Below are 25431 nucleotides of genomic sequence, written 5' to 3' on the forward strand. Positions count from 1 at the left end.
GAAGGAGCCGACCCACGGTCGGCTCCTCCTGTTCAGTGCCGGTCTGCCTGCAGGTTGTCGAAGGTCTCGGTGTAATCCTTGAACTCCGGGATGCGCGCGACCAGATCCGGCGGGATCGGCTGCATGCCCTCGGGCACCTGGATCCTGACCGAGCGCTTGGCCGGGTCCGGTGCGGCATCGGTCAGCGTGTTCTGACGCAGCACCTGCAGCTGACCGAACATCTGCTGCAGCAGGGCCTGCTGGCTGGCATCCAGCGGAATCTCGATCTCGTCGATCTTCATGTGGCCGTTCGGCAGCACGATGATGTTCGGCGCGGGTGCGCGGCGCACGGTGAGCATGCCGTCGCTGACGGTGATCTTCGGCTTGCTGCGCTCGGCGCGATGATTGCGGTACTCCTGGTCGCAGCCGGTGGCGGCCAGGCAGAACAGGGCGAACAGCAGCAGGCACAGCTTCTTCATGAGCAGGCAACGCACGTGGGGGGAGCCTGATTGTAGTCCTCCCCCCGCGCGACGGGGCCGGCCTGCGACCGAACGTCGCAGGCCGGGGTCGCTTACTTGCCGCAGTCGTCGATGTCGGACTGGTCCATCGTGGCGTAGGGTTTGAAGGCCGGCACTGCTGCCGCCAGCGCCTGCTGGCGCGCCATCATGCCCGGCAGCAGGCCGCACAGCTTCTTCGCCTCGGCCTCGATCTTGGCCGCCTCGGCGTTGACGCGTTCCTCGATGCCCTGCGTATCGCCGGAGAAAATGCCCTTGAGCGCCTCGCTGGCCGCCTTCACGCCCAGTCCGGCCCCGGCCACGCCGATGTCCATGCCGGCGCCTGCAAGGGCTTCCACCTGCTTGCGGTAGTCCAGCATCAGCGCACGCTGGGCTGCGTCCAGCGGCACGTTCTCGCCGTTGACCAGGAAATCGCCCTGCGGCGTGATCTCGGCCTTGATGTTGTTGCCGTCGGACACGGAGATGTTGCCCTGCGCGATCTCCCTGCGCGCCTTGTCGGTGGCTTCCTGCACCTTCTGGCCGATGGACGCGGTGTCCAGCTCGGCGGCGGCCTTGTCCTTGTCGTGGTTGCCGCAGGCCGCCAGGGGCAGGCACAGCAGCAGTGCGGGCAGCAGCAGTCGGGTATTCATATGCTCGGTTCCGTCGTTGGAAAGGGAAAGCCTTACTTGCCGCGGGGCAGGGTGATGCGACCGCCGATGCCGCTGTGACGGACATCGCCGCTGCCACTGTGGTTCACCGTGAGGTCGCCGCGGACGTCACGGACGGTGATGTCGCCGGAGCCGTGCCGATCCACGCTGACGCTGCCGCCGATATCACGCAGTTCCACCTCGCCGGAGCCCACGGTGCCTACGCGGGCGCTGCCCTTGACCTGGCGTGCCTCGATGGTGCCCGAGCCAAGCACGCCGATCTCGACGTCGCCGCCGACCCCGTCCAGCTCGACATCGCCGGAGCCGACATTGCCGACCGTGGCGGTGCCGCGCACGTTGCGTCCCTTGAAGTCGCCCGAGCCGAGGTTGAGCAGGTTGAGCGAGCCGGCACCGTCCAGCGTGATGTCGCCCGAACCGACCGCCGCAGTGACCCGTCCCTTGATGTCCTTCAGCGTCACATCGCCCGAGCCGACATCGGCGCTGGCCGAATGCAGGCCGGTGCCGCTGGCGTCACCGGAGCCGACCTTGAACTGCACCAGCACGGTGTCCGGCACGCTGCCGCGCAGGTCCAGGTAGGCGTAGCGGTTGCCGCCCAGCGAGAGGCCGCCGCGCTGTTCGCGCTGCAGCCGCACCACCAGCGTGTCGCCGGATTTCTGCTGGGTCACGGTCAGGTCGCGCAGCAGGTCCTCGGCGGACGCGCAGGCGCGGCCGCCAAGCTTGGCGGGGCCGGTGCCGGCGGTCAGTACCAGATCATGCTGGTTGACCTCGAACACCACCGCCTTGGCACCGGCTAGGTCGAGTGTCAGGTCGCGCGGTGCAGTGAACCTGCACTGTGGCGTGTCGGCCAGCGCGGTCAGCGGCAGCAACAGCAGGGAAGCAACGGCAAGGGTACGCAGCATGGGACGGTCCTCGACAGGGCAGAGTCAGATTTCACCGGCGCGACGGCGCAGGCGGATGGCGATGATCAGGAACGCGATACCGACGACCGCGCCGATCCACACGTCGGGCTGCTGCAACGTGGACAGGTGCTGCGCAGGCGACAGCATGCTGACCAGCTGCTCGGAACCGGTGATCCGGCCCGGTGCGTTGTAGGCGGCATCCACGCCGGGGAAGGTGCCCAGCAGCAGGCGCCCGACGATGTGGCCCCAGAACCAGCCACTGGTCAGGCCGAAGGCGGACATCAGGTTGGTGCTGCTGACCACGATGCCGGCGAACAGCGGCAGCATCACCGCCCACAGGAACGGCTTGGACTTCGCCCAGGCCGAGCACATCAGCAGCCAGCCGACGGTCGGCAGCGCCCACAGCAGGTAGACCGGCAGGCGGGCGATGTAGCCGAGGATGATCGACAGCGGGCTGGCCGGTCCCCAGATCAGCGTCATCGGGTCACCGCCGTGGGCCAGCGCCACCACCGAGATGATTGCCAGGAAACCGAGCATCGTGACGGCGGCGGCGGCCACCGCGATCAGCGGAGCGATCACCAGCGCGCTGATGGCCTTGGCCAGGACGGTCTGGGTGTCGGACAGCGGCAGTGACTTCCAGAACAGGATGCTGCGGTCGCGGCGATCGTCGTACAGCGCACCCAGGCAGTAGAAGAACACCACGAAGGTGAGCACCACGAACGGCCAGCCGGAGCTGAGGAGCAGGGTCAGGTCGAGCGCGTTGGCCAGGTCGGCCATGTCCTTGGCGTCGAGCTGGCCGGTCAGCATGCCCAGGTCGAGGCCGTTGATGCTGACGTTCTTGTTGTCGACCAGCAGGCCGCCACTCTTGGCGGCGCGGTGCAGCGCGAACAGACCGAACAGAATGCCGAGCAGGCTCATCAGCAGCGAGATGCCGCCGGCGATGAAGGGGGCGTACAGGAACCCGCCACGGTTCTCCCAGTACTCGCGCTTGAGCATCCACTTGAACGTGCTGGCCTTGCTGATCGGGTGATAGTGGACGGTGTTCATGCGTAGGTTCCCTTCATGATGGCCACGAACAGGTCCGCCAGCCCCGGGCTGCGGATCTCGCCGAGCGTGGTGAGCTGATCGCGCGGCACGCCATCGAACAGCAGGACGGTCTTGCCGAACGGCAGGGCGCGTTCGTCGATCGGCTTCAGCGCGCGGGCCAGCTCCACCGTGTCGGCCGAGGCCAGCAGTTCGGTGTAGCGCTCGCCGATGTTCTCCATATCGGTGGTCAGGACGATGCGGCCGTCGCGGATGAACATGACATCGGTGAGGATGTGTTCGATCTCCTCGACCTGGTGGGTGGTGACGATGATGGTCTTCTGCTCGTCGAAGTAGTCCTCCAGCAGGCGCTGGTAGAACTCCTTGCGGTAGAGGATGTCCAGGCCCAGGGTCGGCTCGTCCAGCACAAGCACCTTGGCGTCGATGGCCATCACCAGCGCCAGGTGCAACTGCACGATCATGCCTTTGGAGAGCTCGCGTACGCGCTGCCTCGGCTGAAGCTTGGTGCTGGCCAGGAAGCGTTCGCAGCGGGCGCGGTCGAAGTGCGGGTGCACCCCGGCAACGAAGTCGATCGCCTCGCGCACCTTCAGCCAGCGCGGCAGCACCGCGACGTCGGCGATGAAGCAGATGTCGTTCATCAGCGCGTTTCGCTGCGTGCGCGGGTCCATGCCCAGGACCTGCAGGTCGCCCTCGACACCGGTCAGGCCCAGCAGCGCCTTGAGCACCGTGGTCTTGCCGGCGCCATTGGGACCGATCAGGCCGGTGATGCGGCCCGGTGCGATGGAGAAGCTGGTGTTGTCCAGCGCGAGCGTCTGCTTGTAAGCCTTGCGCAGGCCACGTGCGGAGATGACGACATCACTTGCAACGGCATTCATGAGGATTTCCCCTGGGGCAGCAGATCGTCAAGGTTCAGGCCCAGGCGCTGGATGCGCTCGAGCACCAATGGCCATTCTTCGTTGAGGAAGCGGTCGCGCTCGCTGCTGCGCAGCTGCGTGGCCGCTTCCTCGGTCATGAACATACCCAGGCCGCGGCGCTTCTCCACCAGGCCTTCATCAGCCAGTTCCTGGTAAGCGCGCGAGACGGTGATGGGGTTGAGCTGGTACTCGGCGGCGACCTGCCGGACCGAGGGCAGAGCATCGCCGGGCTTGATGATGCCGTCGAGCATCATGGCGATGACGCGTTCCTTCAGCTGACGGTAGATCGGAGCGCCATCGCTCCATTGAATATCGCTCATGGTCAGCTCCGTGGGTTCAGCGACTGTGCGAATGAGAAGTAAGGCATGGACAGGGAGCTGTGCAGCCGGCGGGGGGGGCGGGGGGCGCCGTCGGCGGTCCCTGCCTCGATGACACCTGCGTCCTGCGGGCCTGCAAACGCACCGGAACCGGCGGAACTGCCGGCGTCATCCGAGGCGGGGGTGCCGAACCAGCCCAGCAGCAGCAGCGCGGACGCGGCCGTGAGGGTTTTGGCGGTGTGGTGGCGCATGCGGTTCATGGGCTTCCCCTGTCTCAGGTGACTGGTGTTGTATGCAACTATAACACCGGCACGCCGAAGATCAATACGGGGATACACCCAACTGATGGCAGGGTCAGGCTGAAAGACGATTGTCATCCATAAGATATTGTTTTGTATGCACTTGTTCGCCGTGCGGAAGGTCATTCGGACGGGGCGTGGGTTCAGTCATGTCAATGAAAAGACAAGGCTAACGCCTATTCAGTCAATTGCGACGCGGTGAACCGGGGGCGGGTTCGACCGCCAGAAACGGCAAGGTGGCCCGGAGAGCGCGCCCCGCGATGCCGCCACGCGGCGCTGAAAACCCCGGTGATATAGTGCGGCCGACGCCCTGCCGGGCCTGCGCTGCGTGCGCCGGACGGCACCTTTCGCCGGTTTCCATGCCCCTGGAGTGCTCCATGTTCCACGCTCGCCTGTTGTCGTCCTTCCACCGCCCGGGCACCCGCGCCCGCGGCTGGGCCGCTGCGACCCTGTTGCTGGGCGTGGTGATCAGCACCGGGGCAGCGTCTGCGGCCGGCCTGCTCGATCTCAGCTACCGCCCGCTGGCCGGCAAGGGCGAGGTCAATCTGCAGCAGCAGTACGGCGGCAAGGTGCTGCTGGTGGTCAATACCGCCAGCAAGTGCGGCTTCACGCCCCAGTACGAAGGTCTGGAAGCGCTTCAGAAGAAATACGCCGCGCGCGGCTTCTCGGTGCTCGGTTTCCCGTCCAACGACTTCAAGGGCCAGGAACCGGGGGATGAAGCGCAGATCCAGGAATTCTGCACGCTGACCTATGGGGTCAAATTCCCGATGTTCCAGAAGGTGCAGGTCACCGGCACCGGCGCGACCCCGCTGTATCAGCGTCTGACCCAGGCCACCGGTGTGGCGCCGGGCTGGAACTTCCACAAGTACCTGATCGCGCGCGACGGGCGGGTGGTTGCGCAGTTCCCCAGCAAGGTCAAGCCGGATGATGCGGCGCTGGTGGCGGCGATCGAACGCGAGCTGTCGGCAGGCAAGGCGGCGCGCTGAGTGCCTCGACATCTCGTACATGCGTGCGACAATGGGCGTTTCGCGCCGACGTCGGCGTCCAGTCACTTCCAGGAATGCAGCGAATGAAGATGGGAATGCGCGGCGCCGCGGCGTCGGTTCTGATTCTGGCGATGGGTGCCACCGGTACCGTGATGTCGCAACAACCGGCCGCGCCTGCGGCTGCCAAGGAGACTTCCGCTTTGAACTCCCAACGGGAAAAGCTCGGCTACGCCATCGGTATCGATGTGGCCAACTCGTTCGCTCCGATTTCCAGCGAGATCGACGTGGCCGCGCTGCGTCGTGGCGTCACCAATGCTTTTGAAGGCAAGCCGCCGCTGATCAGCCAGGAAGAGGCCCAGAAGACCGACGCCGCCCTGCGCCAGGCGGTGATGGCCAAGAGCGGCCAGCCGGTGCCGGGCGTGGCCCCGGGCACGCCCGCGCCGAAGGTGGATCGCGAGAAGGTCGGCCTGATGCTGGGCAGCTATGCCGTTGGTCCCTCGCTGGCGCAGCTGAAGGACGAACTGGACCTGGACGCGCTGTTTGACGCGATCGGCACCACCTTCGCCAACGGCACCCCGAAGATGACCGCCGAGCAGGCCAAGGCCACGCTGGAAGGCTTCATGGCCGCCAAGCAGGCCGAAGGCCAGGCCAAGGCCGCCGCACAGGCCGGCACCAACCGCACCGAAGGCAATGCCTTCATGGCCAAGAACAAGACCGTGCCGGGCGTGGTCACCACCGCGTCGGGCCTGCAGTACCAGGTGCTGCGTCCGGGCAGCGGCGATCGTCCGATGCCGACCAGCAAGGTCCGCGTCAACTACGAAGGCAAGCTGCTGGACGGCACCGTGTTCGACAGCAGCTACAGCCGTGGCCAGCCGGTCGAGTTCGGCCTGGACCAGGTCATCAAGGGCTGGTCCGAAGGCGTTTCGCTGATGCCGACCGGCGCCAAGTACCGCTTCTGGATTCCCGGTGAGCTGGCCTACGGCGAGCAGGGTACCCCGGGCGGTCCGATCGGCCCGAACGCGACGCTGACGTTCGACGTCGAGCTGCTGAACGTTCTTCCGTAATCGACTCTGGAGTCTCCCCGGTCATGCGTGTTGCGATTTTCGGCACCGGCTATGTCGGTCTGGTCACCGGTACCTGTCTGGCCGACGTCGGCCACCAGGTGGTCTGCGTGGATATCGACCAGGCCAAGGTCGACGGCCTGAACCGGGGCGTCATCCCGATCTACGAACCCGGCCTCGAGCCGATGGTGAAGGCCAACCACGCCGCGTCGCGGTTGACCTTCACCACCGACGCGGCCACGGCCATCGCGCACGGCCAGGTGATTTTCATCGCCGTGGGCACGCCACCCGACGAGGACGGCAGCGCCGACCTGCAGTACGTGCTGGCGGTGGCCGAGACCATCGGCCGGCACATGGCCGTGCCGACCGTGGTGGTCAACAAGTCGACCGTGCCTGTAGGCACGGCTGACAAAGTGCGCGCGACGATAGCCGCCGCACTGGCCGCGCGTGGGCAGGAGATCGCCTTCGACGTGGTCTCCAACCCCGAGTTCCTCAAGGAGGGCGATGCCGTCGCCGACTGCATGCGGCCGGACCGCATCGTGGTGGGGGCGGCCAACCCCGACGCGGTGGCGCTGATGCGCCGCCTGTATGCCCCGTTCAACCGCAACCACGACCGCGTGGTGGAAATGGACGTGCGCTCGGCCGAGCTGACCAAGTACGCGGCCAACGCGATGCTGGCCACCAAGATTTCGTTCATGAACGAAATCGCCAACATCGCCGAGAAGGTCGGTGCCGACATCGAGCAGGTCCGCCAGGGCATCGGTTCGGACCCGCGTATCGGCTGGCATTTCATCTATCCCGGTGCCGGCTATGGCGGCTCCTGCTTCCCCAAGGACGTGCAGGCGCTGGCGCGTACCGCGCAGCAGCACGGCCACGAGCCCAAGCTGCTCAATGCGGTCGAGGCGGTCAACGATGCCCAGAAGGGCCACCTGTACACCCTGATCCAGCGCCACTACGACCGTGGCGAGGACGAAGGCGTGCGCGGCCGTACGTTCGCGGTGTGGGGCCTGGCGTTCAAGCCCAACACCGACGACATGCGCGAAGCGTCCAGCCGCCGCCTGCTGGCACAGTTGTGGGAAGGCGGCGCCACCGTGCGCGCCTATGATCCGGAAGCCACCGATGAAGCACGCCGCATTTTTGGCGAGCGTGACGATCTGGTGTTCTGCGAGAACGCCTACGACGCGCTGGACGGTGCCGATGCGCTGGTGGTGGTGACCGAGTGGAAGCAGTTCCGCAGCCCGGATTTCACCCGTCTGCGCGACACCCTCAAGGACGCGGTCGTCTTCGACGGCCGCAATCTGTACGACCCGCAGGAAATCGAAGCGGCGGGCCTGGCTTATTACGGCATTGGCCGGGGACGTTCGCTGCATGCATGATTCCACACCCTCCGAGCGCGAACAGGCGCTCGAAGCCCGCCTTGTTGAACTGGAAATGCGTGTGTCCTTCCAGGAGCACGCACTGGCCGAGCTCAGCGAAGCCCTCGCCGATGCGCGCATGGAAGGCAGTCGCAACGCCGACCTGACGCGGATCCTGCTGGAAGACCTCGGCAAGGTGCGCAATGCGTTGTATTCCGATTCGGCCGAAGAGCCGCCGCCCCCGCACTACTGATCTGACGTCATGAGCGATACCCTCCGCGACCAGCTGCTGGGCCTGGGCTTCAAAGCCGCGCCCAAACCCGAACGTACCGCCGAGCGCAAGCCGGACCGGAAGCCGGAGGCGCGCCGCGATGGCCGTCCGGGCAACCGTCCGCAGGGCGCGCGTCCTGCCGGCAAGCCCGGCGAAGGCCAGCGCCCCGCGCGCGACGGCGACCGCCGTCCGCAGGGCAAGGGCCGTGCGCCCGGTGGCCGTCCGCCGCAGGGCGGTCACGGCGCGCCGCGCACCCGCGAGGACATCGACCTCGCCAAGGCGTATGCGATCCGTGCGCAGAAAGAAAAGGACGACCGCATCGAGGCCGAGCGCCTCAAGCAGGAAGAGGCGCGCCTGCGCCGCGAGGCCAAGGCCAAGCTCGACGTGCTGCTGGAAGGCAAGGCGCTCAACGCCGAGGCGGCGGACATCGCCCGCCACTTCCCGTACGGCGGCAAGATCAAGCGCATCTATGTCACCGCCGACCAGCTCAAGGCGCTCAACGCCGGTGAGCTTGGCGTGCTGCAGCAGAACGGGCGTTACCTGCTGGTCACCTCGGCGGTGCTTGACGAGGCCGAAGCGGTGTTCGCCCCGTCGGTGGCGCTGCGGGTGGATCCCAACGCCACCGTGGAAGAAGATCCGTACGCCGACCCGGCCTATCAGGTGCCTGACGACCTGGTCTGGTGAAGGCGCGGGGCAGCACGACCGTGGGTCGTGCTGCCGCCCTCATGAGGCGTGGCGCCGGCGCGCGGCGCGCAGCAGCGGCAGGCTGATCGCGAAGAAGCACAGCAGTGCGCCCGCCAGGGCGAAGCCGCTGCCCGCCAGGAACGCGGTACGCCCCTGGTCGATGGTCCACAGCTGACCGGCGATCAGTGCGCCCAGCACGCCGCCCACACCCGACGAAAAGCCATACAGCAGGCCCTGGCCGTGGCCGTTGAGCCGGCCGGGGAAGTACGTTGCCAGCATCTGCATCGCCGCGGCGAAGAACGCAGCGAATCCAAGCGCGTGCGCGCTCTGCGCCACCAGCATCACCGGCAGATTTTCCGGGTACAGTGCGGTCGCCGCCCAGCGCAGCGTGGAGCTCACCAACGCGATCAGCAGCATCCAGCTCGCGTCGAAGCGGCGGAAAAAGCGGCCGATGGTGAAGAACACGCCCACCTCGAACACCACCCCGACCGTCCACAGCAGCCCCAGCGTCGAGGTCGCGTAGCCGTGGTGGTCCATGTAGACCGAGAAGAACGTGTAGTACGGGCCGAACGACAGCTGTTCCATGAAGGCGGCCACAAAGAACGCCAGTACCTGTGGCTTGCGCACGATCTGCCAGAAGCCGCTGGCATCACCGTGGGCCCGATGGAGATCGCGCGCGTAGTCGTTGGCGAACGCCGACACCACCAGCAGCGCGAACAGCGGCAGCATCATCCACGGCAGCAGGTGCGCATGGCCGGGGCCACCGTTGCCGTCGATCAGCCAGCCAAATCCCATCACCACGGCGATGAATCCGAGCGAACCCCAGACCCGGATCAGCCCGTAGCGGTGGCTGTCATTGCCGAGGTGGGTGAGCGTGATCGACTCGAACTGTGGCATCACGGCGTTGTAGAAGAAGCAGAACACCACCATCGCCGGATACATCCACGGCTCAGGCAAGGGCAGCAGGAACGCGCAGAAGGTGATCAGGGTCAGCACGGTTCCCACCCGCAGCCAGCGGATCGGGCGGGATGACGCCGCGGCGATCGAGGTCCAGGTCGTGGGCGCCACGATGCGCGTGGCATACCAGATGCCCATCATCACGCTGATCGCCGTCACGCTCATCCCGCGCGCGGTCAGGAACAGCGACCAGTACGGGGTGAACGCACCCAGGGCGGCGTAGTAGAAGAGATAGAAGCTGGACAGTCGGGTGACCGGGACGGGGTCGCGGGGGGAGAGCGTCATGCTGATGAACCGGGGTAGAGCCGTCTGTTGGACAGCTGCATCGTCGACGTGGCGGTGCTCACTCCGGATCGTAGTCCAGATTCGAAGCCAGCCAGCGCTCGGCCTGCGCGCGGTCCACGCCTTTGCGCCTGGCGTAGTCGACCACCTGTTCGCGGCTCACCCGCCCGACCACGAAGTACTGGCTCTGCGGATGGCTGAAGTAGTAGCCCGACACCGCCGCGGTCGGCAGCATGGCGAAGCTCTCGGTGAGCTGCATGTCGGCATGTCGCCCGGCGTCCAGCAGCCGGAACAGCGTGGCCTTTTCGCTGTGCTCGGGGCAGGCCGGGTAGCCGGGGGCGGGGCGGATGCCGCTGTACTTCTCGGCGATCAACGCCTCGTTGTCCAGCTGCTCTTCCGGTTGGTAGCCCCAGTAGTCGGTGCGCACGTGCTGGTGCAGGCGCTCGGCCAGCGCCTCGGCGAGACGGTCGGCCAGCGCCTTGAGCAGGATCGCGTTGTAATCGTCGTGGTCGGCCTCGAAACGGGCCACGTGCGGGTCGATGCCGATCCCGGCGGTGACGGCGAAGGCGCCGATCCAGTCCTGTCTGCCGCTGTCGGCCGGCGCGATGAAATCGGCCAGGCAGAAGTCCGGCCGTTCCACCGGCTTGTCCACCTGCTGGCGCAGGAAGTGCAGCACCGCCGGTCCGTCGTCGGTGGTCAGGTGCACGTCGTCGCCGACGCTGTTGGCCGGCCAAAGCCCGAACACGGCCTTGGCGGTCAGCCACTTCTCGCCGACGATGCGGTCCAGCATCGCGCGGGCATCGCGGTAGAGCTCGCTGGCCTGGGTGCCGACGATCTCGTCGGTGAGGATCGCCGGGAACTTGCCCGCCAGTTCCCAGGCCTGGAAGAACGGCGTCCAGTCGATCACCTCGACCAGGTCGGCGAGCGGGTAGTCGTCGAGCACGTGCAGGCCGGGCCGGCGCGGGGCAGGCGGCACGTAGGTCGCCCAGCCGCCGTCGAAGCGCTGCGCACGCGCCCTGGCCAGGGTCACCAGCCGCTTGGCGTCGCCGCGGTTGCGATGGCGCTGGCGGATGTCGGCGTAGTCGGCCTCGTTGGCGGCCACGAAGGCGTCGCGCAGTTCGCTGGAGATCAGCGACTGGGCCACGCCGACCGCGCGCGAGGCATCCTTCACCCACACCGTGGGCGCGTTGTAGTGCGGGTCGATCTTCAGTGCGGTGTGCGCGCGAGAGGTGGTGGCGCCACCGATCATCAGCGGCAGGGTGAAGCCCTGTCGCTCCATTTCGCGCGCCACGTGGCTCATCTCTTCCAGCGAAGGGGTGATCAGCCCGGACAGCCCGATGATGTCGGCGTTCTCGGCGCGGGCGGCGTCGAGAATCTTCTGCGCGGGCACCATCACGCCCAGGTCGATCACCTCGAAATTGTTGCAGGCCAGGACCACGCCGACGATGTTCTTGCCGATGTCGTGCACATCTCCCTTGACCGTGGCCATGATGATCTTGCCGTTGCTCCTGGCGGTGTCGCCACTGCGCGCCTTCTCGGCCTCGATGAAAGGCAGCAGGTAGGCCACCGCCTTCTTCATCACGCGTGCGGACTTGACCACCTGCGGCAGGAACATCTTGCCGGCACCGAACAGGTCGCCGACCACATTCATGCCGTCCATCAGCGGCCCTTCGATCACGTCCAGCGGGCGGCTGGAGCGGAGCCGCGCTTCTTCGGTATCGGCTTCCACCCACGCATCCAGACCATGCACCAGCGCGTGCGCCAGGCGGGCATCGATCGGCTTGGTGCGCCAGGCCAGGTCTTCACCCTTGACCTCGCCCTTCCTGCCCTTGTAGCGCTCGGCGATCTCCAGCAGGCGTTCGGTGCCATCGCGGCGGCGGTTGAGGATCACGTCCTCGACGCGTTCGCGCAGTTCCGGGTCCAGCTCGTCGTAGATCGGCATGGCACCGGCGTTGACGATGCCCATGTCCATGCCCGCCGCGATCGCGTGGTACAGGAACACCGAGTGGATCGCCTGCCGGACCGTTTCGTTGCCGCGGAAGGAGAACGACACGTTGGACACGCCGCCGGACACATGGCAGTGCGGCAGCGTGCGTTTGATGATGCGGGTGGCTTCGATGAAGTCGACCGCATAGTTGTCGTGCTCTTCGATGCCGGTGGCGACGGCGAAGATGTTCGGATCGAAGATGATGTCCTGCGGCGGGAAGCCGACCTCATCCACCAGGATGCGGTAGGCGCGCGTGCAGATCTCGACCTTGCGCGCGCAGGTATCGGCCTGGCCGTCCTCGTCGAAGGCCATCACCACGGCGGCGGCGCCGTAGCGCAGCACCTTGCGCGCGTGCTCCACGAACTGCGCCTGGCCTTCCTTGAGCGAGATCGAGTTGACCACGCTCTTGCCCTGCAGGCACTTCAGCCCGGCCTCGATCACGCTCCACTTGGAGGAGTCGACCATCACCGGAATGCGGGCGATGTCCGGCTCGGACATGATCAGGTTGAGATAGCGCGTCATCGCCTTCTCGGAATCGATCAGGCCTTCGTCCATGTTGACGTCGAGGATCTGCGCGCCGTTGGCGACCTGCTGGCGCGCCACGTCCACCGCTTCCTCGTAGCGCTCTTCCTTGACCAGCTTGCGGAACTGCGCGCTGCCGGTGACGTTGGTGCGCTCGCCGATGTTGACGAACAGCAGGTCCGGGGTGATGACCAGCGGCTCCAGGCCGGACAGGCGCGTGCAGGGGGATGCGGTCATGGGCGTGCACGCGGCGGCAGGTCGGCCACGGCCTCGGCGATCGCCCGGATGTGCGCCGGCGAGGTGCCGCAGCATCCGCCGACGAGGTTGAGCAGCCCGGCACTGGCGAACTCGCGCAGGGTGGTGGCCATTTCCTCGGGAGTTTCGTCGTACTCGCCGAAGGCATTGGGCAGCCCGGCGTTGGGATGCGCGCTGATCAGGCAGTCGGCCACGGTGGCAAGGGTCTCCACGTGCGGGCGCATGTCGCTGGCGCCGAGCGCGCAGTTCAGGCCGACCGACAACGGGCGGCTGTGCGCCACCGAGGCGTAGAAGGCTTCGGCGGTCTGCCCGGACAGGGTGCGCCCGGAGGCATCGGTGATGGTGCCCGAAATCATGATCGGCAGCCGCCCGCCGCGGGCATCGAACACTTCTTCGATCGCGTACAGCGCCGCCTTGGCGTTGAGGGTGTCGAAGATCGTCTCCACCATGAGGGTATCGGCGCCGCCGTCGATGAGGCCCTCGATGGCGTCGCGGTAGGTCTCGCGCAGGGCATCGAAGCTGGTGTTGCGGAACCCGGGATCGTTGACGTCCGGGCTGATCGAGGCGGTGCGGCTGGTCGGGCCGAGCACGCCGATCACGAAGCGCGGCTTGCCCGGCGTGGTGGCGGCCACCGCGTCGCAGCATGCGCGGGCGACCTGCGCGCCGGCCTTGTTGAGTTCGTAGACCAGATGCTCCAGGTGGTAGTCGGCCTGGCTGATCGCGGTTGCGTTGAACGTGTTTGTTTCGACCAGGTCGGCGCCGGCTTCCAGGTAGGCGGTGTGGATACCGGCGATGACCTCGGGCCGGGTCAGCAGCAGGAGGTCGTTGTTGCCTTTCAGGTCGTGGCCCTGCGGCGTCGCCTCGCCATGCGCGCAGCCGGCCCCGTGCAGGTGGTCGTAGCCTGCGGCGAAGCGTTCGCCGCGGTAGTCGTCTTCGTCCAGCCCGTGGCGCTGGATCATCGTGCCCATTGCGCCATCGATGATCAGGATGCGCTGCGCCAGCGCCTGTTCAAGCGCGTGCACACGGTCGGGATACAGCCAGGGCAGGGAAGACATCGAGGGAGCTCAGGGTTTGCTGGCGATCAGCGAGATGACTTCGAAATGGGGCGGGCGCTTCTCGCGGGTCACCGTTTCCAGGCTGGAGACGACCAGTCCGGCCTTCTCCACGAATCTGCGCAGTTCCTTGTCGCTGAAACCCAGGTTGACGTGGCCGTAGGCATCCACTGCGGCCCGGTGCTCATGCCGCGCCAGACTGCACAGCAGCAGGCGGCCGCCGGAGCGCAGGACGCGCGCGCCCTCGGCCACGGCCTGGGCCGGTTTGGCGGCATAGGTCAGCGCGTGCATCAGCACCACCAGATCAAACGTGCGGTCCTTGAAGGGCAGGGCGTGCATGTCGCCCTCGCGCACCTCCACGTTGGCCAGCCGGCGCAGGCGTTCGCTGGCCGCGGCCACCACGCGCGCACTGGTGTCGATGCAGACATAGCGCTTGGCGTGCGGGGCCACCAGTTCGGCCAGCACGCCGTCGCCGGAGGCGATGTCGAGCACATCGCCGGTTTCCAGCAGCGGCAGCGCGGTGCGCGCCAGCGCCTCCCAGGTACGCCCGGGGGAATAGTGGCGCTCCATGTCACCGGCCACGCTGTCGGCCCAGTTCTGGTCGGCGGCGCGGCTGGCCAGAACGCTGGCCACGCGTTCAGCATCCTGACGCAGCAGCGGATCGTCGCTGCCGGTGCTCAGGGCATGCCACAATGCGCGCTGCGCCGGGTCCAGGGCGGCGTCGTCGAAGCGGTAATACGCCGACACGCCGGAACGCCGGTCGCGCACCAGCCCGGCTTCTTTGAGCCGCGCCAGGTGGGTGGACACGCGTGGCTGCGCCAGCGTGGTGATGGCCGACAGCTCGGCCACGGTCAGTTCTTCCTGTTCCAGCAGCGCCAGCAGGCGCACGCGGGTGGCGTCGGCGAACACCTTCAGCCGGACAGACCAATCCTCGAGATCCATGAATATCTACCTATCGCGATATAGAGATATTTTCGTCCCTTGCCCTGTGCGGGGTCAAGTCAGCCCGGAATCACTGTCGCTCGGTACAATCGCCCGACCTTGGGCTGCGCATTCCGCAGCCCATTTCGCCATGTTCCCGGGAGGGTGTTGTGGATTTCAGCTTTACTGAAGAGCAGTTGATGCTGCAGGACGTCGCGCGTCGCATCGCGCAGGAAAAAATCGCTCCCAGCGCGGAGCATCACGACCGGACCGGCGAGTTCCCGCTGGAGAACATCCGCCTGCTCGGCGAGAACGGCCTGATGGGCATCGAAGTGCCCGCCGAATACGGCGGCGCCGGCATGGACCCGATCGCGTACGTGCTGGCGATGGTGGAGGTCGCCGCCGGTGACGCCGCGCATTCGACCATCATGTCGGTCAACAACTCGCTGTTCTGCAACGGCATCCTCACCCACGGCAGCGAAGCGCAGAAGCAGACCTATGTGCGCGCCATCGCCGAGGGCGAGGCCATCGGCGCGTTCGCGCTGACCGAGCCGCAGTCCGGGTCGGATGCCACCGCGATGCGGTGCCGCGCGGTCAAACAGGCCGACGGCACCTTCGTCATCAACGGCAAGAAGAGCTGGATCACCTCCGGCCCGGTGGCCAAGTACATCGTGCTGTTCGCCATGACCGACCCGGACCAGGGCGCGCGTGGCATCACTGCGTTCATGATCGACACCGACAAGCCGGGCTTCCACCGCGGCAAGACCGAGCCGAAGCTCGGCATCCGTGCGTCGGCTACCTGCGAGATCGAGTTCCAGGATTATGTGGCCGCTGCCGATGACGTGGTGGGCAAGGAAGGCGAAGGCTTCAAGATCGCGATGGGCGTGCTCGACGCCGGCCGCATCGGCATCGCCTCGCAGGCCATCGGCATTGCCCGCGCCGCCTACGAGGCAACGCTGGAGTACGTAAGGGACCGCAAGGCGTTCGGCGCGGCCATCGGCACGTTCCAGATGACCCAGGCCAAGATCGCCGACATGAAGTGCAAGCTGGACGCAGCGCTGCTGCTGACCCTGCGCGCGGCATGGGTGAAGGGCCAGGGCAAGCGCTTCAGCAATGAAGCAGCCATCGCCAAGCTGACCGCTTCGGAAGCGGCGATGTGGATCACCCACCAGGCGGTGCAGATCCACGGCGGCATGGGCTACTCCAAGGAAATGCCCCTGGAGCGTTACTTCCGTGATGCCAAGATCACCGAGATCTACGAAGGTACCTCGGAGATCCAGCGCCTGGTCATCGCCCGCAACGAGACCGGCCTGCGCTGAGCCGCGGTTCACTCGAGGCACACACCCGGGGCCCTTCGTGGGCCCCGATTGTTTTCGGCACCGTCATGGAATCACGGATCCCGTAGGGCCGGGCAGAGCCCGGCTCTACGAGGCTGGCCGCAACTGCACGGACCAGCGCCCATGAAAAAGCCCCGGATCGCTCCGGGGCTTTTCAGTTCAACGTTCCATCAACCGGATCAACGATCCGGACGGTGGGCCGCGTTGGCTTCGCTCTGGCGCTCGACGAACTCCCTGGAGGGCTCGTCCAGCTTGTCGCCCAGCATCCGGCGGACCACGATGAAGAACACCGGGATCATCAGAAGGCCCAGGAAGGTGGCAAACACCATGCCGCCGATCACGCCGGTACCGATGGCGTGGCGGGCGTTGGCGCCTGCACCGGTGGAGATGGCCATCGGCACCACGCCCAGGATGAAGGCGAAGGAGGTCATCAGGATCGGGCGGAAGCGCAGGCGCGAGGCCTCGATGGTGGCCTCGCGCAGGGTCTTGCCCGCTGCACGCTGCTCCACCGCGAACTCCACGATCAGGATGGCGTTCTTGGCCGCCAGACCGATCACGGTGATCAGGCCGATCTTGAAGTAAAGATCGTTGGGCAGGCCCCGGGCCAGCGAGAACGCCAGCGCGCCGAGCACGCCCAACGGCACCACCAGCAGCACCGCCACCGGGATCGACCAGCTCTCATACAGCGCGGCCAGGCACAGGAACACCACCACGATGGACAGCACCAGCAGCAGGGTCGCCGCGTTGCCGGCCAGGATTTCCTGGTAGCTCATGCCCGACCAGTCGTAGCCGAAGCCCGCCGGCAGGTCGTCGCTGACGATCCGTTCCATCGCCTGCATCGCCTCACCCGAGCTGCGTCCGGGTGCCTGCGAACCGACGATGTTCACCGCCGAGTAGCCGTTGTAGCGGCTCAGCGACGGCGGAGCGGACATCCACTCGGACTTCACCACGGTGCTCAACGGAATCATCGCCGGGGTGCCGTCTGCGTTGGTCTGCAGGCTGCTGGGCGTGTAGAAGCTGTTGAGCGACTCGGCACCGGTGCGATACGGGCCGTCGGCCTGCATGGTCACGCGCTTGATGCGGCCTTCGTAGAAGAAGTCGTTGACGTACACCGGGGCCAGCATCAGCTGGATGGTGCTGTACACGTCCGACACCGACAGGCCCATCGTCTGCGCCTGCACGCGGTCCACGTGCAACTGCAGCTGCGGGGCGTTTTCCAGGCCGTTGGGACGCACGCCGGTGAGCAGGTCGCTCTCCTGTGCCGCCTTGCCCAGCAGGATGTTGCGTGCCTGCGTCAGCTGCTCATAGCCCGCACCACCGCGATCCTGCAGCCACATGTCAAAGCCGCCGAACTGGCCCAGACCCTGCACGGTGGGCAGGTTGACCACGAAGATCTGTGCCTCCTTGATGCCGTAGAAGGCGCCGTTCATGTTCTGGATGAACTCGGGCACGGTGACCTTGCGCTCGTCCCACGGCTTGAGGCGGATGAAGCCCATGCCGACGTTTTCGCCGGAACCGACGAAGCTGAAACCGGCCACCTGCAGCATGCCCTCGAACCCTTCCTGGTCCTTGAGCACGCCACGCATCTGCGCGAAGGCCTGGTTGGTCTGGGCCTTGGTCGAACCCGGCGGCAGCTGCACGATCGCCAGCGCGTAGCCCTGGTCTTCCTCGGGCAGGAAGCTGCCCGGCATGCGCGTGAACAGGAAGCCGCACAGCACGGTCAGAACCACGAACAGGATCATCCAGCGCGGCGCATGGCGTACCGCCGAGGTGATGTGGCCCACGTAGGTGCCACTGATCCGGTCGTAGTACTTGTTGAACGTGCGGTAGACGATGTTCGGCTTGTCGCTGTGGGTCGGCTTGAGGAAGGTCGCGCACAGGGCCGGGGTGAAGCCCAGCGCCAGGAACGCGGAGAAGCCCATCGCGATGGCGATGGTCAGCGCGAACTGCTTGTAGATCTCACCGGCCGCACCGCCCTGCAGGGCCGAGGGAATGAACACCGCCGCCAGCACCACGGTGATGGCCACCACCGCGCCGGTGATCTGGGTCATGGCCTTCTGGGTGGCGGCCTTGGGCGGCAGCTTCTCCTCGGTCATGATGCGCTCGACGTTCTCGATGACCACGATGGCGTCATCGACCACGATGCCGATCGCCAGCACCATCGCAAACAGGGTCAGCTGGTTGATGGTGAAGCCGATGATGCTCATGCCCAGGAAGGTGCCGAGCAGGGCCACCGGAATGACCAGGGTCGGGATCAGCGTGGCACGGAAGTTCTGCAGGAAGATCAGCATCACCAGGAACACCAGTGCCACTGCTTCGATCAGGGTCTTGACCACTTCCTCGATCGAGATCTTGACGAAGGTGGTGCTGTCGTACGGCGAGAACCAGCTCACGCCCGCCGGGAAGCTGGGGGACAGCTCATCCATCTTGGCGGTGACCGCGTTGGCCACGTTCAGGGCATTGGCGCCAGGCAGCAGCTGGATCGCGAAAGCACCGGTCGGCTTGCCGTTGTACTGGGTATCAAAGCCGTAGTTGTTGGCGCCGAAGGCGATCCGGGCCACGTCCTTGAGCATCACCCGCGAACCGTCGGTATTGGCGCGCAGGATGATGTTCTCGAACTCGTCGGGCGAGCTGAAGCGGCCTTCGGCCGACACGGTGGCCGTGAAGTAGTGGCCTTCCGGCGACGGATCCGAGCCCAGCGAACCAGCCGCGAACTGCACGTTCTGGTCCTTGATCGCGGCCAGCACCTGGGTGGCCGACAGGCCATAGCCCTGCATCTTCTCCGGATTGAGCCAGATGTTCATGGCGTACTCGGAACCGAACTGCTGGGTGCTGCCGACGCCGGGAATGCGCGAGATCTGGTCGAGCACACGCGAACCGACGATGTCGTTGAGCGCGTCACGGTCGATCGAGGCGCTGTCCGACTGCAGGGCGACCACCATCAGGAAGCCTGCGTTGGCCTTGGCCACCACCACGCCCTGCTGGGTCACTTCGGTGGGCAGGCGCGGGGTGGCCAGCGACACCTTGTTCTGCACCTGCACCTGGGCGATGTCCGGATCGGTGCCGGTCTCGAAGGTCAGGGTGATCGAGGCACGGCCATTGGAGGCCGAGGACGAGCTGAAATACAGCAGGTGGTCGATACCGGTCAGCTGCTGCTCGATCACCTGGGTGACCGATTTTTCGGTGGTGTCGGCGCTGGCGCCGGGGTAGGTGGCGCTCACCGTCACCTGGGGCGGTGCGATGCTCGGGTAGGACTCCACGCCCAGACCGAGGATCGAGATCACGCCCGAGAGCGAGATCAGGATCGCGACCACCCAGGCGAATACCGGGTGTTCAATGAAAAATTTAGGCATGACGGACGGTTCCCGTTATCGCTTGTTCGGTTCGGCGGCAGGGGCCGCGTCGGCCTTGTCGGCGGGCGCATCGGCCGGCGGGGCGGCAGCATCGGGCTTGGCCGCCGCCGGTGCGGCACCGGCAGCAGCCGGGGCTTGGCCATTGGCGTTGGCGCTGGCCGGATCCCACGGCTTGGCCGTGGCGGGCGCGCCTTCCTTGACCTTCTGCACGCCGGCAACGATCACCTTGTCACCGGCTTCCAGACCGCCGCTGACCAGCCAGTTGCCGCCCTGCTGGCCTTCGCTCTTGACGTTCTTGCGGGCGACCTTGCCGTCCTTGCCCACCACCAGCACGTAGCCGCCGGTGGTATCGCGCTGCAGGGCCTGCAGCGGCACCAGGAACGCGTTGTTGCGCTCGCCCAGGGTGGCCTGGAAGCTGACGAAGGCGCCCGGCAGCAGAATCTGCTGCGGGTTGGGCAGGACCGCGCGCAGCGACACCGCGCCGGTGGCCGGGTCGACGGTGGTCGAGGAGAAGTCCAGCGTGCCCGGCTGGTCATAGACGGTGCCGTCGGCGAGCTTGACCTGCACGGTCGATTTGCCATCGCCGCTCAGGGCCAGCTGGCCCTTGGCCTGCGCCGCACGCATCTGGGTGAGCTCGTCCACGCTCATCGAGAAGTTCACATAGAGCGGGTCGAGCTGGTCCACGGTGGTCAGCAGGGTCACGTCGCCCTGGCCGACCAGCGCGCCTTCGGTGACCTGCTGCTTGCCGGCGCGGCCGCTGATCGGTGCGGTCACTTCGGCGTAGCCGAGGTTGATCTTCGCGCTGGTCAGGGCGGCCTGGGCCTGCTGTACGGCGGCGGCGGCGGTGCGTTCGGCCGCTTCGGCCGAGTCCAGGTCCGAGCGCGACACGAACTTCTGCGGGGCCAGCGAGCGGGCGCGGTTGGCGGCGGCTTTGGCGTTGGCGTAAGTAGCCTGCGCCGAGGCCAGCTCGGCCTGCGAGGCGTTCAACGAGGCGCGCAGCGGAGCCGGGTCGATCAGGAACAGCACCTGGCCCTGCTTGACGTCGGCGCCTTCCTGGTAGACGCGCTTGAGCAGCACGCCGGGCACGCGGGCGCGGACATCGGCGCTGCGGTACGGCGACAGGCGGCCGACCAGCTCACGCTGCAGCGGCAGCGTCTGCGGCTTGGCATCGATCACGCCCACTTCCGGCGGCGGGGGCATCTGCTGCTCTGGCTTCTTGCAGGCGGTCAGTGCGACAGCGACTGCGCACGTCAGGGCAAGGGTGCGGAGTGGGGCGATCATCAGGAGAAACTCCGGTGTTGGTTTGAATACGGAGCCGTGGCGGTTTCCGGCACGGCGAACGCGCGCAGGAAGCTGTCGACGGAGAATTCTGCCCAGCGACGGCGCTCGGCGGCGTCGACGCGGTGGGGGGTATGGAAACGCTGCTTCTCGACGTCCAGGCCGGCGATCATGCTTAGTAGCAGTTCGGCCATGAAGTGCGGGTCGTCATGCCTGAGCTGGCCGAGGGCGCTGCGCGCCTGTATCCATTCAGCCACGTGAAGGTGCAGCGCCCCCGCACCATCGCGATACAGGGCCCCGGCCTCCTCCGGAAACCGGGCCGACTCGGCGGCGATCAGCCGGCGGGCCTGGGCCACGTGCGGCTGGTGGGTGTGCTCCAGGTAGTCGCTGGCGAACTGCAGCAGGCTGCCGCGCAGGTCGCCCTGGTCCAGGCTGTGCAGCCCGGCGGTGGCGCGGCTGACATGCCGTTGCATCACCCGGCGCAACAATTCCTGCTTGCTGCCATAGCGGCTGTAGAGGGTCTGCTTGGAGCAGCCCGCATGCTGGGCCACCGCGTCCATGCTGATCTGCATGCCCTGGGTGGCGAACAGGTCGCGCACGGCATCGAACACGCGCTGGTCGCGCGCATCCAGGGGGCTGGCGGCGGGGTGTGGGGGATTCACGCGGTGGACTATACCGTCCAGTTCAGAATTGGAGAAGCCTTGTATTCGCGCGCGGTTGGATGCCGCACGTCAAGTTGCCACACATGTGGCCGATGCTGCGTTGCGTGGCGCTCCGCCGCGTGCCCCCGTACGCGTGCGGATCGACCGGCGCGATGTAAACGCCACCCAACCCGAATTGCCTTATTCCGTCCTGCAGCAAGGTATTTCTGTGCGGTAGGCCTACAATTTCATTTTCCCAACTGAGCAACACGCACCGCTCTGCCATGAAACCGCAAAAACCAGCAGCCAAGACCGTGAAAAACAAATCCAAACCAGCCGATACGCAGACTGTTTCGCCAGTGGGCTTCTCGCTGGAGCCGGTGTACACGGCCTTGCGCAAGCGCTACCCGTCGGCCGGGCAGGCCGAGGCAGTGGCTTTTGCCGCCGACTTCTACAAGCGCATGGAGGCGGACGAGTTCCCGCACCACACCGCTGAGGAGTGGGCCGCACTGGCAGCGGACACGCTGGAATTCGCCCGCGTCCGCAAGCCGGGCAAGGCCAACGTGCGCGTGTTCAACCCGACCCTGAAGGCCAATGGCTGGGAGTCGGCGCACACCGTGCTGCAGATCGTCAATGACGACATGCCGTTCCTGGTCGACACGGTGACGATGTCGCTGGCCGAGCACGGCATCGGCGTGCATGTGCTGGGCCATCCGGTGATCCGCTTCGCCCGCGACAAGGCCGGCAAGCTCACCGCGGTCAGCGATGGCACCGCCGAGTCGGTGATGCTGCTGGAGATCGACCGCCAGCCGGCCGACGCCATGAGCGATGTCGAGCAGGCCATCATCAAGGCGCTGGACGAGGTGCGTGCCATCGTCCGCGACTGGGATGCCATGCGCACCAAGGCGCTGGCCCTGGCCGACGACCTGGGTACCCGCCAGCTGCCGGTCGACGCCGCCTCGCGCGCCGAAGCCCAGGAATTCCTGCGCTGGGCGGCCGAGAACCACTTCACCTTCTTCGGCTACCGCGAATACCGCGTCGAGAAGCAGGGCAAGGAAGAGGTCCTCGCACCGCTCAACGATACCGGCCTGGGCCTGATGCGCGGCAAGGACAAGTCCGCCGCCCGTCCGGTCAAGACGCTGGCCGCGCAGGGCCTCAACGCCACCACCGGGCTGAAGGACGCGCTGATCCTGACCAAGACCAATGCCCGTTCGCGCGTGCATCGCTCCGGCTACATGGATTACATCGGCGTGCTGGAATTCGACGCCAAGGGCAAGATCATCGGCGAACAGCGCTTCCTTGGCCTGTTCACCTCCAGCGCCTACAACCGCCGCCCGTGGGAAATCCCGCTGGTGCGCCAGCGCCATGAGTATGTGATGACGCAGTCCGGCCTGGCGCCGGCCAGCCACAGCGGCAAGGCGCTGCGCCACATCCTGGAGACGCTGCCCCGCGAAGAACTGTTCCAGTCCAGCGAGGACGAACTGTTCCGCACCGCGATGGGCGTGCTGGGCCTGCAGGAGCGCGTGCGCAGCCGCCTGTTCCTGCGCCGCGACAAGTACAGCCGTTTCATCTCCGCGCTGGTGTACCTGCCGCGCGAACGCTTCAACACCGACGTGCGCCTGCGCATCGAGGCGATGCTCAAGGACGCCCTGCAGGGCGAGTACGTGGACAGCTCGGTGGTCCTCGGTGAGTCGCCTCTGGCCCAGGTGCACCTGATCGTGCGTCCGAAGGCCGGCCAGACCCTGGAAGTGGACACCAGCGCGCTGGAGCAGAAGCTGGCCCAGGTGCTGCGCAACTGGCAGGACGACCTGCGCGAAGCGCTGGTGGCGCGCCACGGCGAAAGCGAAGGCCTGCGCATTGCCGCCCGCATCGGCAAGGCGCTGCCGGCCGGCTACATCGAAGACTCGAGCACCGAGATCGCCGCCAACGACGTCAGCCAGCTTGACGCGTTGACCGGCCCGGACGACCTGCGCCTGAGCCTGCAGGCCGTGCAGCGCGATGGCGGCGACGGGCTGCGCCTGAAGCTGTATCGCCAGCTGGACGACATTCCGCTGTCCGATGCGCTGCCGATGATGGAGAACATGGGCCTGCGCGTGATCGCCGAGCGTCCGTACCGTCTGACGGTCGACAACGCCCCGGTGTACGTGCAGGACTTCGAAGTGGAATCGGTGGCCGGTGCGATCGACGCATCGAGCGTCGATGCCGCTTTCGGTGAAACCTTCGCCCGCGTCTGGCACGGCGATGCCGAGAACGACGGCTTCAACCGCCTGGTGCTCGCCGCCGGCCTGCACTGGCGCCAGGTCGCCATGCTGCGTGGCTACTGCAAGTACCTGCTGCAGACCGGCGTGCCGTTCTCGCAGGCCTACGTGGAAGGCACCTTCACCCGTTACCCGCTGCTGGCACGCCTGCTGGTGGAGCTGTTCGAAGCCCGCTTCGATCCGGCCACCGGCAACGAGAGCAAGGACGAAATCGCCGAGGGCCAGGCCCAGCTGCGCGCGCACCTGACCGTGCTGGCCGGCGGCGACGAGGCTACCCTGAAGGTGCTCAAGACCGTGGTCGACGCCCGCAAGGGCGACCGCAAGGTGCAGATGGATGCCGCGCGCGATGCGCTGCTCAAGCTGATGGACCGCGTGTCCAGCCTGGATGAAGACCGCATCCTGCGCAGCTTCATGGGCGTGATCGACGCGACCCTGCGCACCAGCTACTACCAGACCGATGCCGAAGGCCGTCCGGGTCACGTCATCAGCTTCAAGTTCGATTCGGCACTGGTGCCGGACCTGCCCAAGCCGCGCCCGTACCGCGAGATCTTCGTGTACGGCCCGCGCGTGGAAGGTACCCACCTGCGCTTCGGCGCGGTTGCCCGTGGCGGCCTGCGCTGGTCGGACCGTCGCGAAGACTTCCGTACCGAAGTGCTGGGCCTGGTCAAGGCGCAGATGGTCAAGAACACCGTAATCGTGCCGGTCGGCGCGCAGGGTGGCTTCTTCGCCAAGATGCCGCCGGTGAACGGCGACCGCGATGCGGTCTTCGCCAACGGCGTGGCCTGCTACAAGCTGTTCATCCAGGGCCTGCTGGATATCACCGACAACATCGTCAACAACAAGATCGTGCCGCCGGTGGACGTGGTCCGCCACGACATGGACGACCCGTATCTGGTGGTGGCGGCCGACAAGGGCACCGCGACGTTCTCCGACATCGCCAACGGCCTGGCCGTGGCGCACGGCTTCTGGATGGGCGATGCGTTCGCCTCCGGTGGTTCGGTGGGCTACGACCACAAGGGCATGGGCATCACCGCGCGTGGCGCATGGGAGTCGGTCAAGCGCCACTTCCGCGCGCTGGGCCGTGACAGCCAGAGCCAGGACTTCACCGCCGTCGGCGTCGGTGACATGTCCGGCGACGTGTTCGGCAACGGCATGCTGCTCTCGCGTCACATCCGCCTGGTCGCGGCATTCGATCACCGCCACATCTTCCTGGACCCGAATCCGGATGCGGCCACGTCGTTCGTCGAGCGCGAGCGCATGTTCACCGTGCCGCGTTCCAGCTGGGCCGACTACGACGCCAAGCTGATCAGCAAGGGCGGCGGCGTCTTCCCGCGCACGCTGAAGTCGATCGAGATCACCCCGCAGGTGCGTGAGGTGCTGGGCCTGGACGAGAACGTCAAGGCACTGTCGCCCAACGACCTGATGAGTGCCATCCTCAAGGCGCCGGTGGACCTGCTGTGGAACGGCGGCATCGGTACCTACGTCAAGGCGGCCAGCGAGCAGCACAGCGATGTCGGCGACCGCGCCAACAACGCGCTGCGCGTCAACGGTGGCGAGCTGCGCTGCAAGGTGGTGGGCGAGGGTGGCAACCTGGGCATGACCCAGCTGGGCCGCATC

General features: G+C 66.7%; 20 protein-coding genes and 1 pseudogene. 7 read left to right on the plus strand and 14 right to left on the minus strand.

What is annotated here, in order from left to right:
• Positions 1-32: 32 nt before the first annotated feature.
• From ACPEH8_RS06490 to ACPEH8_RS06520, 7 genes are all read right to left on the minus strand, one after another.
• Positions 33-458 carry a hypothetical protein gene (locus ACPEH8_RS06490; protein WP_017356480.1) on the minus strand — a complete coding sequence of 142 codons (426 nt, stop codon included), beginning with the start codon at positions 456-458 and terminating at the stop codon, positions 33-35.
• Between the two features lie 92 nt (positions 459-550).
• Positions 551-1123 carry a hypothetical protein gene (locus ACPEH8_RS06495; protein WP_136003368.1) on the minus strand — a complete coding sequence of 191 codons (573 nt, stop codon included), beginning with the start codon at positions 1121-1123 and terminating at the stop codon, positions 551-553.
• Positions 1124-1155: 32 nt separating this feature from the next.
• Positions 1156-2040, minus strand: coding sequence for a hypothetical protein (locus ACPEH8_RS06500; protein ID WP_423666319.1), 885 nt, complete (start codon positions 2038-2040; stop codon positions 1156-1158).
• A 24-nt stretch (positions 2041-2064) separates the two neighbouring features.
• A complete protein-coding gene (locus ACPEH8_RS06505) occupies positions 2065-3087 on the minus strand; it encodes a hypothetical protein (protein ID WP_423666321.1) in 1023 nt (340 codons plus the stop codon).
• Positions 3084-3959, minus strand: coding sequence for an ABC transporter ATP-binding protein (locus ACPEH8_RS06510; RefSeq protein ID WP_423666323.1), 876 nt, complete (start codon positions 3957-3959; stop codon positions 3084-3086). The genes ACPEH8_RS06505 and ACPEH8_RS06510 overlap by 4 nt, the downstream gene beginning before the upstream one ends.
• Positions 3956-4318: a GntR family transcriptional regulator gene (locus ACPEH8_RS06515; RefSeq protein ID WP_017356485.1), complete on the minus strand. Its 363-nt coding sequence runs from the start codon at positions 4316-4318 to the stop codon at positions 3956-3958. Before ACPEH8_RS06515 ends, ACPEH8_RS06510 begins: the two co-directional genes overlap by 4 nt.
• A gap of 2 nt (positions 4319-4320) precedes the next feature.
• Entirely contained in the window at positions 4321-4575 is a 255-nt protein-coding gene (locus ACPEH8_RS06520; protein WP_017356486.1) for a hypothetical protein, read from the minus strand.
• A gap of 416 nt (positions 4576-4991) precedes the next feature.
• Between ACPEH8_RS06520 and ACPEH8_RS06525 the strand changes: the two genes are divergently transcribed.
• The 5 genes from ACPEH8_RS06525 (at position 4992) to ACPEH8_RS06545 (ending at position 8971) form a co-directional block, all read left to right on the plus strand.
• Positions 4992-5600 carry a glutathione peroxidase gene (locus ACPEH8_RS06525; RefSeq protein ID WP_229296565.1) on the plus strand — a complete coding sequence of 203 codons (609 nt, stop codon included), beginning with the start codon at positions 4992-4994 and terminating at the stop codon, positions 5598-5600.
• An 83-nt stretch (positions 5601-5683) separates the two neighbouring features.
• A complete protein-coding gene (locus ACPEH8_RS06530) occupies positions 5684-6664 on the plus strand; it encodes an FKBP-type peptidyl-prolyl cis-trans isomerase (RefSeq protein WP_017356488.1) in 981 nt (326 codons plus the stop codon).
• 23 nt (positions 6665-6687) lie between these two features.
• Positions 6688-8037, plus strand: coding sequence for a UDP-glucose dehydrogenase family protein (locus ACPEH8_RS06535; RefSeq protein WP_136003372.1), 1350 nt, complete (start codon positions 6688-6690; stop codon positions 8035-8037).
• Positions 8030-8269 carry a SlyX family protein gene (locus tag ACPEH8_RS06540; protein ID WP_136003374.1) on the plus strand — a complete coding sequence of 80 codons (240 nt, stop codon included), beginning with the start codon at positions 8030-8032 and terminating at the stop codon, positions 8267-8269. Before ACPEH8_RS06535 ends, ACPEH8_RS06540 begins: the two co-directional genes overlap by 8 nt.
• A gap of 9 nt (positions 8270-8278) precedes the next feature.
• Positions 8279-8971, plus strand: coding sequence for a DUF2058 domain-containing protein (locus ACPEH8_RS06545; RefSeq protein ID WP_136003376.1), 693 nt, complete (start codon positions 8279-8281; stop codon positions 8969-8971).
• 39 nt (positions 8972-9010) lie between these two features.
• Here the strand turns inward: ACPEH8_RS06545 and ACPEH8_RS06550 are convergent, their stop codons facing one another.
• From ACPEH8_RS06550 to ACPEH8_RS06565, 4 genes are read right to left on the minus strand one after another with little or no spacing between them, the layout of a single operon-like run.
• A complete protein-coding gene (locus tag ACPEH8_RS06550) occupies positions 9011-10213 on the minus strand; it encodes an MFS transporter (protein ID WP_136003379.1) in 1203 nt (400 codons plus the stop codon).
• A 58-nt stretch (positions 10214-10271) separates the two neighbouring features.
• Complete coding sequence (gene metH, locus ACPEH8_RS06555) at positions 10272-12956, minus strand: methionine synthase (protein WP_166473190.1); 2685 nt, start codon at positions 12954-12956, stop codon at positions 10272-10274.
• Complete coding sequence (locus ACPEH8_RS06560; protein WP_153165383.1) at positions 12953-14029, minus strand: homocysteine S-methyltransferase family protein; 1077 nt, start codon at positions 14027-14029, stop codon at positions 12953-12955. The genes metH and ACPEH8_RS06560 overlap by 4 nt, the downstream gene beginning before the upstream one ends.
• Before the next feature lie 9 nt (positions 14030-14038).
• Positions 14039-14968 (minus strand): ArsR/SmtB family transcription factor, encoded by a 930-nt coding sequence (locus tag ACPEH8_RS06565; protein ID WP_017356733.1) that lies wholly within the window; start codon positions 14966-14968, stop codon positions 14039-14041.
• 149 nt (positions 14969-15117) lie between these two features.
• Between ACPEH8_RS06565 and ACPEH8_RS06570 the strand changes: the two genes are divergently transcribed.
• Positions 15118-16266 (plus strand): acyl-CoA dehydrogenase family protein, encoded by a 1149-nt coding sequence (locus tag ACPEH8_RS06570; protein ID WP_017356734.1) that lies wholly within the window; start codon positions 15118-15120, stop codon positions 16264-16266.
• A 197-nt stretch (positions 16267-16463) separates the two neighbouring features.
• Here the strand turns inward: ACPEH8_RS06570 and ACPEH8_RS06575 are convergent, their stop codons facing one another.
• The 3 genes from ACPEH8_RS06575 to ACPEH8_RS06585 are packed head-to-tail and all read right to left on the minus strand — an operon-like array spanning position 16464 to position 21577.
• A complete protein-coding gene (locus ACPEH8_RS06575) occupies positions 16464-19637 on the minus strand; it encodes a multidrug efflux RND transporter permease subunit (protein WP_017356735.1) in 3174 nt (1057 codons plus the stop codon).
• 15 nt (positions 19638-19652) lie between these two features.
• The gene (locus ACPEH8_RS06580; protein WP_423666325.1) at positions 19653-20918 is read right to left on the minus strand and encodes an efflux RND transporter periplasmic adaptor subunit; all 1266 of its coding nucleotides are present in this window, start codon (positions 20916-20918) and stop codon (positions 19653-19655) included.
• A complete protein-coding gene (locus tag ACPEH8_RS06585) occupies positions 20918-21577 on the minus strand; it encodes a TetR/AcrR family transcriptional regulator (RefSeq protein WP_136003385.1) in 660 nt (219 codons plus the stop codon). Before ACPEH8_RS06585 ends, ACPEH8_RS06580 begins: the two co-directional genes overlap by 1 nt.
• A 344-nt stretch (positions 21578-21921) precedes the next feature.
• Between ACPEH8_RS06585 and ACPEH8_RS06590 the strand changes: the two are divergent.
• Positions 21922-25431 (plus strand): annotated as a pseudogene (locus ACPEH8_RS06590) (NAD-glutamate dehydrogenase); the annotation flags it as partial.

The organism is Stenotrophomonas sp. NPDC077461 (assembly GCF_049545475.1).
Classification (GTDB): Bacteria; Pseudomonadota; Gammaproteobacteria; order Xanthomonadales; family Xanthomonadaceae; genus Stenotrophomonas; species Stenotrophomonas nematodicola.

Bases quoted from the DNA above. Each gene is read 5' to 3' on its own strand.
- ACPEH8_RS06490 (WP_017356480.1), bottom strand. From the start codon at position 458: ATGAAGAAGCTGTGCCTGCTGCTGTTCGCCCTGTTCTGCCTGGCCGCC.
- ACPEH8_RS06495 (WP_136003368.1), bottom strand. From the start codon at position 1,123: ATGAATACCCGACTGCTGCTGCCCGCACTGCTGCTGTGCCTGCCCCTG.
- ACPEH8_RS06500 (WP_423666319.1), bottom strand. From the start codon at position 2,040: ATGCTGCGTACCCTTGCCGTTGCTTCCCTGCTGTTGCTGCCGCTGACC.
- ACPEH8_RS06505 (WP_423666321.1), bottom strand. From the start codon at position 3,087: ATGAACACCGTCCACTATCACCCGATCAGCAAGGCCAGCACGTTCAAG.
- ACPEH8_RS06510 (WP_423666323.1), bottom strand. From the start codon at position 3,959: ATGAATGCCGTTGCAAGTGATGTCGTCATCTCCGCACGTGGCCTGCGC.
- ACPEH8_RS06515 (WP_017356485.1), bottom strand. From the start codon at position 4,318: ATGAGCGATATTCAATGGAGCGATGGCGCTCCGATCTACCGTCAGCTG.
- ACPEH8_RS06520 (WP_017356486.1), bottom strand. From the start codon at position 4,575: ATGAACCGCATGCGCCACCACACCGCCAAAACCCTCACGGCCGCGTCC.
- ACPEH8_RS06525 (WP_229296565.1), top strand. From the start codon at position 4,992: ATGTTCCACGCTCGCCTGTTGTCGTCCTTCCACCGCCCGGGCACCCGC.
- ACPEH8_RS06530 (WP_017356488.1), top strand. From the start codon at position 5,684: ATGAAGATGGGAATGCGCGGCGCCGCGGCGTCGGTTCTGATTCTGGCG.
- ACPEH8_RS06535 (WP_136003372.1), top strand. From the start codon at position 6,688: ATGCGTGTTGCGATTTTCGGCACCGGCTATGTCGGTCTGGTCACCGGT.
- ACPEH8_RS06540 (WP_136003374.1), top strand. From the start codon at position 8,030: ATGCATGATTCCACACCCTCCGAGCGCGAACAGGCGCTCGAAGCCCGC.
- ACPEH8_RS06545 (WP_136003376.1), top strand. From the start codon at position 8,279: ATGAGCGATACCCTCCGCGACCAGCTGCTGGGCCTGGGCTTCAAAGCC.
- ACPEH8_RS06550 (WP_136003379.1), bottom strand. From the start codon at position 10,213: ATGACGCTCTCCCCCCGCGACCCCGTCCCGGTCACCCGACTGTCCAGC.
- metH (WP_166473190.1), bottom strand. From the start codon at position 12,956: ATGACCGCATCCCCCTGCACGCGCCTGTCCGGCCTGGAGCCGCTGGTC.
- ACPEH8_RS06560 (WP_153165383.1), bottom strand. From the start codon at position 14,029: ATGTCTTCCCTGCCCTGGCTGTATCCCGACCGTGTGCACGCGCTTGAA.
- ACPEH8_RS06565 (WP_017356733.1), bottom strand. From the start codon at position 14,968: ATGGATCTCGAGGATTGGTCTGTCCGGCTGAAGGTGTTCGCCGACGCC.
- ACPEH8_RS06575 (WP_017356735.1), bottom strand. From the start codon at position 19,637: ATGCCTAAATTTTTCATTGAACACCCGGTATTCGCCTGGGTGGTCGCG.
- ACPEH8_RS06580 (WP_423666325.1), bottom strand. From the start codon at position 20,918: ATGATCGCCCCACTCCGCACCCTTGCCCTGACGTGCGCAGTCGCTGTC.